The 12626-nt window shown below is 71.2% G+C and carries 13 protein-coding genes; 6 read left to right on the top strand and 7 right to left on the bottom strand.

Annotated features, from left to right (window positions below):
• Positions 1 to 25: 25 nt before the first annotated feature.
• From AB0M80_RS12340 to AB0M80_RS12330, 3 genes are all read right to left on the bottom strand, one after another.
• Positions 26 to 1285, bottom strand: a complete 1260-nt coding sequence (locus tag AB0M80_RS12340; RefSeq protein ID WP_364562708.1) for an MFS transporter — start codon at positions 1283 to 1285, stop codon at positions 26 to 28.
• Between the two features lie 426 nt (positions 1286 to 1711).
• The gene (locus AB0M80_RS12335) at positions 1712 to 2386 is read right to left on the bottom strand and encodes a Crp/Fnr family transcriptional regulator (RefSeq protein ID WP_003081747.1); all 675 of its coding nucleotides are present in this window, start codon (positions 2384 to 2386) and stop codon (positions 1712 to 1714) included.
• Between the two features lie 150 nt (positions 2387 to 2536).
• On the bottom strand, positions 2537 to 2788 hold the full coding sequence (locus tag AB0M80_RS12330; RefSeq protein ID WP_003081722.1) for a hypothetical protein: 252 nt from the start codon (positions 2786 to 2788) through the stop codon (positions 2537 to 2539).
• Positions 2789 to 3026: 238 nt separating this feature from the next.
• On the opposite strand from AB0M80_RS12330, the gene nth reads away from it, so the two are divergent.
• Genes nth through AB0M80_RS12310 form a run of 4 tightly spaced genes read left to right on the top strand, consistent with a single transcriptional unit; the run spans position 3027 to position 6190 of the window.
• Positions 3027 to 3710 carry an endonuclease III gene (gene nth, locus AB0M80_RS12325; protein WP_364562706.1) on the top strand — a complete coding sequence of 228 codons (684 nt, stop codon included), beginning with the start codon at positions 3027 to 3029 and terminating at the stop codon, positions 3708 to 3710.
• Positions 3707 to 4306 (top strand): TlpA disulfide reductase family protein, encoded by a 600-nt coding sequence (locus tag AB0M80_RS12320; protein ID WP_364562703.1) that lies wholly within the window; start codon positions 3707 to 3709, stop codon positions 4304 to 4306. Before nth ends, AB0M80_RS12320 begins: the two co-directional genes overlap by 4 nt.
• Entirely contained in the window at positions 4303 to 5001 is a 699-nt protein-coding gene (locus AB0M80_RS12315) for a CoA pyrophosphatase (RefSeq protein ID WP_364562701.1), read from the top strand. The genes AB0M80_RS12320 and AB0M80_RS12315 overlap by 4 nt, the downstream gene beginning before the upstream one ends.
• Positions 5002 to 5005: 4 nt before the next feature.
• On the top strand, positions 5006 to 6190 hold the full coding sequence (locus AB0M80_RS12310; RefSeq protein WP_364562698.1) for a MarP family serine protease: 1185 nt from the start codon (positions 5006 to 5008) through the stop codon (positions 6188 to 6190).
• On the opposite strand, the gene AB0M80_RS12305 is transcribed toward AB0M80_RS12310, so the two are convergent.
• Positions 6187 to 7065: a GntR family transcriptional regulator gene (locus tag AB0M80_RS12305; RefSeq protein WP_364562695.1), complete on the bottom strand. Its 879-nt coding sequence runs from the start codon at positions 7063 to 7065 to the stop codon at positions 6187 to 6189. The genes AB0M80_RS12310 and AB0M80_RS12305 overlap by 4 nt on opposite strands.
• 109 nt (positions 7066 to 7174) lie before the next feature.
• Between AB0M80_RS12305 and AB0M80_RS12300 the strand changes: the two genes are divergently transcribed.
• Entirely contained in the window at positions 7175 to 8263 is a 1089-nt protein-coding gene (locus tag AB0M80_RS12300; protein WP_364562692.1) for an FAD-dependent monooxygenase, read from the top strand.
• On the opposite strand, the gene AB0M80_RS12295 is transcribed toward AB0M80_RS12300, so the two are convergent.
• From AB0M80_RS12295 to nhaA, 3 genes are all read right to left on the bottom strand, one after another.
• Entirely contained in the window at positions 8250 to 9176 is a 927-nt protein-coding gene (locus AB0M80_RS12295) for an alpha/beta hydrolase (RefSeq protein WP_364562689.1), read from the bottom strand. The genes AB0M80_RS12300 and AB0M80_RS12295 overlap by 14 nt on opposite strands.
• 4 nt (positions 9177 to 9180) lie before the next feature.
• A complete protein-coding gene (locus tag AB0M80_RS12290) occupies positions 9181 to 9672 on the bottom strand; it encodes a phage holin family protein (protein WP_364562686.1) in 492 nt (163 codons plus the stop codon).
• A gap of 126 nt (positions 9673 to 9798) precedes the next feature.
• On the bottom strand, positions 9799 to 10977 hold the full coding sequence (nhaA, locus tag AB0M80_RS12285) for a Na+/H+ antiporter NhaA (protein WP_364562684.1): 1179 nt from the start codon (positions 10975 to 10977) through the stop codon (positions 9799 to 9801).
• 188 nt (positions 10978 to 11165) lie between these two features.
• Between nhaA and AB0M80_RS12280 the strand changes: the two genes are divergently transcribed.
• Positions 11166 to 12623 carry a peptide MFS transporter gene (locus AB0M80_RS12280; RefSeq protein ID WP_364562681.1) on the top strand — a complete coding sequence of 486 codons (1458 nt, stop codon included), beginning with the start codon at positions 11166 to 11168 and terminating at the stop codon, positions 12621 to 12623.
• Positions 12624 to 12626: the final 3 nt, after the last annotated feature.

Here is a 12626-nt window from a genome sequence, read left to right as displayed (position 1 = left end):
AAAAACTGCTGACCTGCGGAAACAGTCAGGCGTTGACCAGTGAAGGCGGCTCCGCCGCGGGCTGCCGATGCGGACGGACCGTGCCGCGCAGCGCCCACACCGCCACCGCGAGCACCAGCCCGGCGGCGCTGGCGGCCAGGAACGCCGCACCCGGACCGGCGTGCTCGACGACGTACCCGCTGATCGACTGGCCGGCCGCCAGCCCCAGCGTCACCGCCGTGAGCACCCAGCCGAACGCCTCCGCCGCGGTCCCGGCCGGCGCGACCACCTCGATCGCCGCCGAGTGGGCCGTCGACTGCGGCGTGATCAACGCGCCCGCCAGCAGCATCATCAGCGCCAGGCCCCACAGCGAAGACGGCCACGCGAGCAGGGCGACCAGCGCGCCGAACCCGCCGAGCAGCGCCGGCAGCCGCAGGCCCAGCCGCCGCGGCCACGGCCGCAGGCTGTAGGCGACGCCGAACGCGACCGAGCTCAGCGACCACGCCGACAGCAGCAGGCCACCCACGGTGGCGTGGCCGGCTTCGGTGGCCGACGCCGGCACGGCGACCTCGACGAACCCGATCACGACGCCGAAGCCGAGCGCGGCCAGCGCGAGCGTCCGCATGCCCGGGCTCGCCAGCGCGCCCAGCAGTGACCCCTTCGCTCCGGAGGACGGACCCCACGCCCGCACGGCCGGGCTCAAGGCGAACAGCAGCGCGCCGGTGAACTGCAGCGCGACCCCCAGCACCAGGCCGGTGCCCGCCCACGGCGCCATGACCAGCAGCCCGGCCACGCCGGGACCGAGGATGAAGAACACCTCCATGCTGATCGCTTCGTACGAGAACGCGGCGTTGCGCGCGCCGCCCGGCGGGAGCAGCCGTCCCCACAGGGCTCGCGACGCCGACCCGACCATCGGCTCGGACAGCCCGGTGAGGGCGCCGAACGCCACCATCACGGCGGTCGCGGCGTGCGACTCGATGGCCGTCACCAACGCGGCCATCGAGAGGGCGGACAGGAACGCGAAGACGAGCAGTGGCCGTGTCGGCCCGAACCGGTCGATCAGCCTGCCCTGCGCCACCGCACCCACCGAGACACCGACGAGTGAACCGGCCGAGACGAGCCCGGCGACGGCGAAGGAACCGGTCTCGCGCTGGACGTAGAGCAGGGCCGAGATGCCGATCATGGCGATCGGCAGCCGGGCCAGCACGGACGCGACGGCGGGCCGCCGGGCGGCGCGGGTCGTCAGCGCGGTGCGGTAGTCCGCGAGGGAGGTACGGCTTTCGTGGTTCGAGACAGACTGGGACACCCCCGCAGTATGCCGCAGAGTGGTACGTCAGTACCAGTTATTTGACGGTCACGTGCGTCACCGGCAGACTGAAGGTGGATCTTGAGGGCTGAAGCAAGAGATCTCGATCGAGTAACACTCACGATATTCTCCGTAAACTCCTGCAACGAAACGGCCCAGACGGCGTCCTTGAGAGTGAATGGCCTTGAATTCGTGGGTATGGGCCGTGATGGTTGAACAACAGCACAGAAAACCCAGCTCCCTCCGGCATACGGGTCGGGGCCTGGCCCGGAGGGCGGGGAGCGCGGATCGTCGGGGGATGGTCCGCGCAACAACGAAGAGCCGGTGCGCCACGTCGGGGGTGGCGCCCGGCTCTTTGTTTTGGGTTACGAAGAAGGGCTCCTCACCCGCGCGGGTGAGGAGCCCTTCTTCGTCAGAGACAAGGGTCTAGCGAGCCCGGCGGGCCAGCCGCTCCGGGTCCAGGATCAGCACGCTCTTGCCCTCGAGCCGCAGCCAGCCGCGGTGGGCGAAGTCCGCCAAAGCCTTGTTGACGGTCTCGCGGGAGGCGCCGACGTACTGGGCGATCTCCTCCTGCGTCAGGTCGTGCGTGACCCGCAGCAGGCCCGCCTCCTGGCTGCCGAACCGCTGCGCGAGCTGCAGCAGCGCCCGCGCCACGCGGCCCGGGACGTCGGTGAAGATCAGTTCCGCGACCATGTTGTTCGTCCGGCGCAGGCGGCGCGCGACCACGCGCAGCAGCTGCTCGGCGATCTCCGGGCGGGTCGAGATCCACTGGCGCAGGGCCGGGCGGTCCATGGTGACCGCGCGGACCTCGGTGACCGTGGTCGCGCTCGACGTCCGGGGGCCGGGGTCGAAGATGGACAGCTCGCCGAACATGTCCGACGGGCCGAAGATGCCCAGCAGGTTTTCGCGGCCGTCCGGGGACTTGCGGCCGATCTTCACCTTGCCGGACTGGATGATGTACAGCTTGTCGCCGGGCTCGCCCTCGTTGAAGATGACATGGCCGCGGGGGAACTCCACGGATTCCAAGGTCTGGGCCAGCGCCTCCGCCGCTGCCGGCTCCACACCCTGGAAAATGCCCGCACGGGCCAGGGTTTCGTCCACCTCGGGTGCCTCCTCGTCGAGAAACGTGCGCGCTCCCCCGTTGGCTGGAGGAGCGTGACGCCGATCACTTGCGCGTCAGTCTAGGGCGTACTCCCGAGATCGCCCGTCGGACGCGCGCGCCCGCCGGATGATCTCGTTCGAACGTGGAGCCTAACTCCGCACGCGACGCGCGCGTAGCCTGGCTGCCCGTCCGCCCAGCCTACGCAGCCGGAACAGCTCCAATGCACGGCCGATGCCGTGCCCGTAGAGCGCCCTGACCTCGTTGGGCTGCGCCTGCTCGAGGAACTCTTCGACCTCGTTCTCCTGCACCGCGACGTGCTTGAGCCTGCTCTCCACGCGCTCCATGCCCAGCGCGAAGAACATGATCACCAGGGGGACCAGGATGACGAACCAGACGGTCATGACCGGGCTCCTGGGCACAACTCGAAACACTCAGTGGAAAGCATCTACTCCAGATCCTCGCTCATGGCGGCCGGAAAACGCGCCGAGGTGGTGCTCTGGCGTGTCGGTCGTCCACCGGTGCAGTCACCGGCTCGTCCGACGGCGCCCGTAGGCTATCGGGGTGCCACCTGCCACCACGAACGCCCCCCGTGAGGGCGCTGGTGAAAGCCGGTTAGCTCTGGTGAGACGCGCCAGGCGGATGAAGCGTTGCTTGGATGACGTGTATCCGGACGCCCACTGCGAGCTCGACTTCACCACGCCGCTGGAACTGCTGGTCGCGGTCGTGCTGTCCGCACAGACCACCGACGTCCGGGTGAACCTCGTCACGCCCGCCCTGTTCAAGCGCTACCGGACCGCCGCCGACTACGCGGGCGCCGACCGCGCCGAGCTGGAGGAGTACCTCCGGAGCACCGGCTTCTACCGGGCCAAGGCGAACTCGGTGATGGGCCTCGGCGCGGCGCTGGTCGAGCGCTTCGACGGCGAGGTCCCGGCCAAGCTCGAAGACCTGGTCACCCTGCCCGGCGTCGGCCGCAAGACCGCCAACGTCGTCCTCGGCAACGCCTTCGACGTCCCGGGCATCACCGTCGACACCCACTTCGGCCGGCTGGTCCGGCGCTGGGGCTGGACGGCGGAGGAGGACCCGGTCAAGGTCGAGCACGCGATCGGTGAGCTGATCCCCCGCAAGGAGTGGACGATGCTCTCGCACCGGGTGATCTTCCACGGCCGCCGCGTCTGCCACGCCAAGAAGCCGGCCTGCGGCGCCTGCCCGCTGGCCAAGGACTGCCCGTCGTACGGCACCGGCCCGACCGGGTTCGAAGAGGCCGCGAAGCTGGTCAAAGGCGTCGAAAAGGACCACATCCTGGCGCTGGCGGCGCCCCGGTGACGAGAGTCACCCAATGGGCGCTGGCCGCCGCCGTGCTGGCGGTGGCGCTGATCGTCGCCCTGCTCCCGCGCGGCGGTGACGACACCGCCGCGAAACCGTCCGGGGACCTCGCGCCCGCCCGGGCCGCGGCGGCGCTCCAGCCGTGCCCGGCGCCGGGCCCCGCGCAACCGGTGAAGCAGCTCGAAGGGGTCAAGGCGGACTGCCTCGGCGACGGCGCGAGCGTCGACGTCGGGCGCGCGCTCGCCGGTGCTCCCGTGCTGGTCAACGTGTGGGCGTCGTGGTGCGAGCCGTGCCGGACCGAGCTGCCCGTGCTCCAGGACTACGCGAAGCAGCCGGGTGCCGTGCGTGTCCTCGGCGTCCAGGTGCAGAGCCCGGCGGAGGACGGCTTGAACCTCCTCGCCCGTCTGGGCGTGCACCTACCGTCGGTGTTCGACGGAGGCGGGCAGAGCGGGCCCGTCCGGACGGCGTTGAAGGTGCCGTCGTCGCTCCCGGCGTCCTACCTCGTCACGGCCGCGGGCGAGGTGCGGTTCATCGCGAATCCACGCACGTTCGTGAACACTGACCAGGTGCGTGCGGCAGTCGAGGGGGCATCGTGATCGGACCGCTGGTCGAACCGGAGTCGGTTCCCGAGTGGCTCCGGCCGCTGGTCAAGGTGAGCGCCGAGGTCGATTCGAAGACGTTCACGCGGTTCAGCCCACCCGAAGACGCCTACCCGCGCCCCGCCGCCGTGCTCATCCTCTTCGGCGAGCGCGAGTCCGACGGCGAGCCGGACGTCCTCCTGCAGCGCCGGGCCGACACCCTCGGCTCGCACGCCGGGCAGGTCGCCTTCCCCGGCGGCGGCGCCGAGGACGGCGACGACGGCCCAGTCGGCACCGCGCTGCGCGAGGCCGAAGAAGAGACCGGCGTGGTGCCGTCCGGCGTCCGGCCGGTCGCGGTGCTGCCGGAGCTGTTCGTCCCGGTGTCCGGGTTCGCCGTGACGCCGGTGCTGGCGCACTGGGCCGAGCCGTCGCCGGTGCACGCGGTCGACCCGGGCGAAACGGCGTCCGTCGCGCGCGTCGCCATCGCCGATCTGGTCGATCCGGCGAACCGGTTCACGGTCAAGAAGGCCGGCATGCCGTGGAAGGGGCCGGCCTTCGAGGTCGGCGGCCTGTTCATCTGGGGCTTCACCGCCGGGTTGCTGTCGGTCCTGCTCAGCCTGGGAGGCTGGGAGCGCGAATGGGACTCGGGCGACGTCCGGGACCTCGACGAGGCGCTGGCCGCGTTCCACGCGCGAGTAACGGGCGAGGAGTGACGCGGTGAACTGGGTCGATGTGCTGGTGCTGCTGCTCGCCCTGCTGGCGGCCGTCTCCGGCGCGTTCCAAGGGGTGATCATCGCGCTGCCGTCGCTGGTCGGCGTCGTGCTCGGTGCGGTCGTCGGGATCAAGCTCGCACCGGTGGTCGTCTCGTTCTTCGACGACCAGGTGTGGAAAGTCGCCTTCGCGGTCGCGACCGTGGTGTTCCTGGTCGCGCTCGGCGAGGCGATCGGCGTCTACGTGGGCCGGCGGCTGCGCCAGAAGATCAACCCGGACAAGCTGTCCGGCGTCGACAAGACCCTCGGCGCCGTCGTGCAGGCCGTGGTCGTGCTCGTGGTGGCGTGGCTGATCGCGACGCCGCTGACGACCGTGTCCGCCCTGCCCTGGCTGCCCAAGGGGATCAACAGCTCGGTGGTGCTCGGCAAGGTCAACGACGCCATGCCGACGGCCGCGCAGGGCATCCCGAACCAGCTGCGCAAGCTGCTCGACGCGTCCGGCTTCCCGTCGATCGTGGACCCGTTCGAGAAGGCGCCGACGGCGGACACCTCGCCGCCGGACCCCACGCTCCAGCGCAGCGCGATCGTCCAGCAGCTGCACGGCAGCGTGGTCAAGATCCGCGGCAGCGCCAGCTCGTGCTCGCGGTCGCTGGAAGGCAGCGGGTTCGTGATCGCGCCGCAGCGGGTGATGACGAACGCGCACGTCGTGGCCGGCACCGACACCGTCGGCATCGAGACGACGCAGGGCGACTACCCGGCCCGCGTCGTCTACTTCGACCCCGAGGTCGACATCGCGGTGCTCGCCGTGCCCCGGCTGCGGGCCGAGCCGCTGCAGTTCGCGCCGGAGACGGCGCGGGCGGGCGACAGCGCGGTCGTGCTCGGCTACCCGCTCGACGGTCCGTACCGGGCGACGCCGGCGCGCGTGCGCGGGCGGATCAACCTGCGTGGTCCGGACATCTACGACGCGAACACCGTGCAGCGGGACGTCTTCACGGTCCGCGCCGAGATCCGCAGCGGCAACTCCGGTGGGCCGATGGTGACCCCGGACGGCAAGGTCATCGGCGTCGTCTTCGGCGCGGCGGTGGAGGACCCGGAGACCGGGTTCACGCTCACGGCCGAGCAGGTGCGGGCCGAAGTGGACGCGGCGTCGTCGCAGACGACCAACGCGTCCACCGGCTCCTGCGCGGCCTAACGCCCGAACCGCAGCGCCAGGCCGTCGAGCAAGGCCCGCATGCCCAGCTCGAAGACGTGGTCGAGGACCAGGTCGTAGCCGTGGTCCCCGAGCTCGTGCAGCATCTTGGCGAACACCGGCCTGCCGGTGGTCATCGCCTCCAGCGCCGGGGCCTGCAGGTCGATCCACTCCTCCTCGGACAGACCGGACGAGGCCAGCGCGCTCTGCTCGCGTTCGAGGTGGATCGCGATGCCCTGGACGTAGCTGAAGAACAGCACGTGCAGGTCGCACAGCGTCGCGGCGTCGACGTCCAGCTCGGACAGGGCCGCCAGCGCCCATTCGCCGTGCATGCCAAGGTTGCGCAGGGCCAGCGGCCGGGTGAGCGGCGCGAGCTGGGCGAGCCACGGGTGCCGCTGGTAGAGCGACCAGAGCGTCCGGCCGCCGAGCGTCAGCCGTTCGCGCCAGTCGCCGGACGGCTCCGCCGGGTAGCCGCGCTCGCCGAACGCCGCGTCGGCCATCAGCATGACCAGCTCGTCCTTGCCCCGCACGTACCGGTACGGCGCCATCGCCGCGACCCCCAGGCGGGCCGCGACACCGCGCATGGACAGCGCGCCGAGGCCCTCGGTGTCGGCGATGGCGATGGCGGTCCGGACGAGCAGCTCCCGGGTCAGCCCACGCTGACCGCGGCGATCGCGGCCGGCGACGACCGTGCCGGACCGCGGCTCCGCGCGCACCAACCCGTCCTGGCTCAACAGGGCCAGCGCCTTCGCCGCGGTCGCCATCGCGACGCCGTGGTCGGCCGCGAGCCGCCGGGTCGAGGGCACCCGCGCGCCCGGCGCGAGCTCGCCGCGCTCGATGCGCTCACGCAGTTCCTGGGCGATGGCCACGTACTTCACCGCTGCCTCCTGACCTAGTACAGATGACCGGCTGTGCTAGCACAGAAGTGGCCTTCCAGCTGCGTGATCTCCATTGTGGTGCCGACAAGCGTACAGCTCTGGAGGAAACATGCGGAACGTCCTGATCTCCGGTGCCGGCGTCGCCGGCGGCACCCTGGCCTGGTTCCTGGCGCGCGCGGGCTTCGCCGTGACCGTGGTGGACCGGGCGCCCGGCCCGCGCAGCGGCGGGCAGGCGATCGACGTGCGCGGAGTCGCGCTCGACGTCGTCGACCGGATGGGCCTCGGCGACCGGATGCGCGCGGTGCGCACCCGGATGCGGGGGATGTCCATGGTGGACGGTGACGGCCACGAGCTGTTCCGGTCCGAGGAGTTCGCCCTGAGCAGCGGCCGGCTCGACAGCGACGACATCGAGGTGCTGCGCGACGACGTCGTCTCCTTCCTGGGCGAAGCGACCGACGTCGAGTACGTCTTCGGCGACTCGATCACGGCCCTGACCGAAGAGGCCCACGGGGTGCGCGTCGAGTTCTCCTACGGCGGGTTCCGGACGTTCGACCTGGTCGTCGGCGCGGACGGCCTGCACTCGGCCGTGCGGCGGCTGGCCTTCGGGCCGGAAGAGGACTTCGTCCGGCACCTCGGCCAATACCTGGCGATCTTCCCGACGGCCAACTTCCTGGGCCTCGAAGACTGGCAGGTCTGGTTCCGGCACGAGCACACCGGCGGCGTGGCCTACCCGGTGCGGGACAACACCGAACTGCGCGTCACGCTCGGCTTCGGCTCGGAGCCGTTGCCGCGGCTGACCGTCCCGGACCAGAAGCGGCTGGTCGCCGAGCGGCTCGCCGGCGTCGGCTGGGAGGTGCCGAAGCTCCTCGAAGCGATGGCCGCCGCGGACGTGTTCTACTTCGACGCCATGGCGCAGATCCACCTGGACCGCTGGTCGGCGGGCCGGATCGTGCTGGTCGGCGACGCCGGCTACTGCGCCTCGCCGCTGTCCGGCCAGGGGACGAGCCTCGCGCTGGTCGGCGCGTACGTCCTCGCGCAGGAGCTCGGCCGGGCCGGTCACGAAGAGGCCTTCGCGGCTTACGAACGGCGGCTGCGGCCGTTCGTCGCGCTCAACCAGGCCCTGGCCACCGAAAACCCCGGCGGCCCGGCGTCGGAGGAGTCGGTGGAGCGGGCGAAGAACGCCATCAGCCTCGGCTGAGGAAGTCCAGCAGGGCCGCCGACGTGCGGTCCGGCGCCTCGAGGTGGGGGAAGTGCCCGACGCCCGGCCAGAACTCCGGCTCGGCGTGCGGGCCCGCCCAGCGCACCGACGACGTCGCCGTTTCGGGCAGGATGCAGGGGTCGTCGGCGCCGTGCAGCTGCAGCGTCGGCGCCGCGATCCGGCCGCTGACGGCGTCGGTGAACCGGCGGCCTTCGCCGCGGAACTGGGCGCGGAACGCCCACCGGTAGTACTCGAGCGCGCTGTGCGCGACCCCGGGCACGAGCATCGCCTGCCGGAACGCCCCGACGCTGTCGGTGAAGTCCGAAGTGGACCGCCAGTCGCGGCCGGCCCAGCCGCCGAACAGTTCCGCGACGGCCTGGGCGTCGTCCTTCACCAGCCACTTCTCCGGTGCCATCGGCACCTGGAAGCGGAAGAGGTGCCCGGCGGCGCGGCCTTGGCCGCGCCACGGGCGAGCCGCTCCCGAGCGCAAGGCGAGCGGGTGGGCCGCGCCGACCGCCGTCACCGAGGACACCAGCCGCGGGTGCAGCGACGCGACCGTCCAGGCGAGCATGCCGCCCCACGCGTGCCCGACGAGGTGTGCGCGCCGCGCCCCGAGGGACTTGATCAGGCCGCCGACGTCGCCGGCGAGCGTCCACGCGTCGTAGCCGCGCGGCGGCTTGTCCGAGTCGCCGTAGCCGCGCAGGTCGACGGCGACCGCGCGGAACCCCGCGTCGGCCAGCGCCCGCAGCTGGTGGTGCCAGGTCCACCAGAACTCGGCGAACCCGTGCAGCAGCACCACGACCGGCCCGTCACCGAGCTCGGCGACGTGCAGGCGGATGCCGTTCGCGGACACGTCGCGGTGGACCCACGGGCCGTCGAGCCGGACGATCGACGGGTCGGGGGACGCGTGCAACGACTCAGTCGCGCGTGGTCAAGTCGGCTTCGGGCGCGCGCTGCGGCTTGAGCGCGGCGGCGGTCTCCTTGACACTGGCGATCGTCCGCTCGGGTGCTTTGAACTTCTTCACCTTGCGGTAGCCGAGGAACCCGACCCCGGCCGCGACCAGCAGCATCAGGACGAACACGATGCCGAACGCGATCCAGCGGTAGCGCAGCCACTGGGCCAGCCCCTCGGCCGCGAAGAAGAAGAGGAAGAACGTGCTGTACAGGAAGACCGTCAGCGCGATCAGGAAGAAGATGGCCCCCTTGAGGCCCTTCTTCACCTCGCCGACCAGCTCGGATTTGGCCAGCTCCATCTCGGCCCTGACCAGGGTGGAGATGTGCTGGGTCGCGTCGCCGACCAGGCGGCCGATCGACTGGTCGCCGGGGACGTCGGTGGCGGAGGACAGCGGGAGGTAAGGCACGGCCCCCACGCCGTCGGGGCCGGTGCGTTCGTGCTTGGGGCTGCTCACCGGGCCATCGTGCCATGTGTCCGTTATCGAGGCGCGGCGGCGTAGCATTCGACCGCTTTCGGGGGCCCAGGGGGCTTGCCCCCGGCTGGGTCTGGGGCTCGGCCCCAGAGGACACAGTGTCGGCGATCAATCCATCCGGGCGTGCACCCGGCTGCGCCGGAGGAGCAGCGCGGCCGCGAGCAGCGAGGCCGCCGCCGATGCGATCAGCACCGCCATCTTGGCCAGTTCGCTGGTGCCCGCCGGCAGCGCCAGCTCCGCGATCAGCAGGCTCACGGTGAACCCGACCCCGCCGAGCACGGACAACGCGGCCATGTCCCGCCAGCCCACCCCGCGCGGCTTCTCCGCCGCGCCCAGCTTCACGGCGAGCACGCTGGCCCCGAGGATGCCGACGACCTTGCCGCCGAGCAGCCCGGCGAGCACCGCGAGCGGCAACGCCGTCGTGAACACCGCGCCGAGCGCGTCGCCGTCGATCGAGATGCCGGCGGCGAACAGCGCGAACACCGGCACGGCCACCGCCGCCGACCACGGCTGGAGCCGGTGCTCGAGCCGCAGGGCCGGCGCCTCCGCCTCGCCCTCGTCGGCGCGGACGCGGGTGAGCAGGCCCAGTGCGACGCCGGCGATCGTCGCGTGGATGCCCGCCGAGTGCACCGCGACCCACGTGACCAGCGTCAGGGGGACGTACAGCCACGGCGTCCGGACCCGGCGGTGCTGCAGGAACGCGTACAGGGCGAGCGCGGCGACGGCGACGGCCACCGCGACCAGGTCGAAGCCCGTCGTGAAGAGCACGGCGATGACGACGATCGCGCCCAGGTCGTCCACCACGGCGAGCGAAAGCAGGAAGACCCGCGCGCTCGACGGCAGGTTCGACGCCGTCAGGGCCAGGACGCCCAGGGCGAACGCGATGTCCGTGGCGACCGGGATCGCCCAGGCCCGCTCGATCCCCGGCGTGCCCCAGCCGACGCCCAGCGCGACGAGCGCGGGCACGGCCATGCCGCCGATCGCGGCGACGACCGGGAGCACGGCCTGCTTGAGGCGGGACAGCTCGCCGACGACGAGCTCGCGCTTGAGCTCCAGCCCGGCGACGAAGAAGAACAGGGCGAGGAGGCCGTCCTTCGCCCAGTCGCCGATCGTCAGGTCCAGGTGCAGGTACTCCGGGCCGAGCCGGAAGTCGCGCAGCGCGTGGTAGCTGTCCCGCAGCGGCGAATTGGCCCAGAGCAGCGCGACCGCGGTCGCGCCCAGCAGGATGAGCCCGCCGGTGGTCTCGGTGCGGAGGTAGCGGGCGAATTCGCTCAAGGGGCGGGACACGGGCGGCTCCAGGGGTCGCTGATCACTGTTGCCGACCAGACTTCCCGGCGCACCTTGCAGCCAGTTTACCGGCTCTTTGTCACAGACTGTCATGATCGCCACCACACCTCGTGGCGGTGGTGGGTCACGCGGTGGGCTCATAGCATGCCAATCGACAACGAAGTCCCTCGACAAAGGAAGCGACAGTTGTGAGCACCTCAACCGAGGTCCAGCAGGACACGAGGTTCTTCGGGCACCCACGAGGACTGGCGAACCTCTTCGGCGTCGAGATGTGGGAGCGCTTCTCCTTCTACGGGATGCTCGGCATCCTCCCCATCTACCTCTACTACCGGGCTGACCAGGGCGGCCTGGGCCTGCCGCAGGAGTCCGCGCTCGGCATCGTCGGCGCGTACGGCGGGCTGGTGTACCTCTCCGCCGTCGTCGGGGCGTGGGTGGCCGACCGGCTGCTGGGCTCGGAACGGACGCTGTTCTACAGCGCCGTCCTGATCATGATCGGCCACATCAGCCTGGCGCTGTTGCCGGGGCTGACCGGCATCGGCGTCGGTCTGGTGTGCGTCGCGCTCGGCAGCGGCGGGCTGAAGTCGAACGCGACGGCGATCGTCGGCACGCTCTACGCCGAAGGCGACGAGCGGCGCGACGCCGGCTTCACGATCTTCTACATGGGTGTCAACCTCGGCGCCTTCGTCGGTCCGCTGCTGACCGGGCTCGCACAGACCGAGATCGGCTTCCACCTCGGCTTCGGCCTCGCCGCGATCGGCATGGCGCTCGGCCTGATCCAGTACACGCTGGGCCGCAAGAACCTCGGGGAGAAGGCCAAGGAGGTGCCGAACCCGCTGCCGGCGTCGCGGCGGCTACTGGCCGTCGGGGCCGCCGTCGTGCTGGTCGCCGCGATCGTGGCCCTGGTGCTGACCGGGGTCGTCCACCCGGGCAACCTCGCCGACGTCGTGGTGTGGGTGGTCGCCGTGATCTCGGTGAGCTACTTCCTCGTCATCCTGACCAGCAGCAAGATCACCGGGGTCGAGCGCAGCCGGGTGTTCTCCTTCATCCCGATGTTCATCGCCAGCGCGGCCTTCTTCTCGCTCTACCAGCAGCAGTTCACGGTCGTCTCCGCCTACACCGACCAGCGGCTGAACCGGGACCTGTTCGGCTGGCAGATGCCGGTGTCGTGGGTGAACTCGATCAACCCGGTGTTCATCATCGTGTTCGCGCCGCTGCTGGCGGTGCTGTGGACCAAGCTGGGCGAGCGCCAGCCGTCGACGCCGATGAAGTTCGTGCTCGGCACGGTGCTCATGGGGGCGGCGTTCCTGCTGTTCCTGCCGATGGTGGGCAGCGGCAAGAACGCGAGCCCGCTGCTCGCGATGGTCGGCATCCTGTTCGTCTTCACGATCGCCGAGCTGTGCCTCTCGCCGGTCGGGCTGTCCCTGTCGACGAAGCTCGCCCCCGAGGCGTTCCGGACCCAGATGGTGGCGCTGAACTTCCTGTCGATCTCCCTGGGCACGGCCATGTCCGGCAAGCTGGCCGAGTACTACTCGGTCGACGACGAGGCGCCGTACTTCGGCACGGTCGGCGGGATCGCCATCGGCATCGGGGTGCTGCTCCTGGCGGCGTCGCCGTTCATCCGCAAGCTGATGAAGGGCGTTCACTGAGCT

Source organism: Amycolatopsis sp. NPDC051045 (genome assembly GCF_040682955.1).
Taxonomy (GTDB): Bacteria; Actinomycetota; Actinomycetes; order Mycobacteriales; family Pseudonocardiaceae; genus Amycolatopsis.
This window is presented reverse-complemented; position numbering and strand designations above follow the sequence as displayed.

Bases quoted from the DNA above. Each gene is read 5' to 3' on its own strand.
- AB0M80_RS12300 (WP_364562692.1), top strand. From the start codon at position 7,175: ATGCGGAACGTCCTGATCTCCGGTGCCGGCGTCGCCGGCGGCACCCTG.
- nth (WP_364562706.1), top strand. From the start codon at position 3,027: ATGAAGCGTTGCTTGGATGACGTGTATCCGGACGCCCACTGCGAGCTC.
- AB0M80_RS12330 (WP_003081722.1), bottom strand. From the start codon at position 2,788: ATGACCGTCTGGTTCGTCATCCTGGTCCCCCTGGTGATCATGTTCTTC.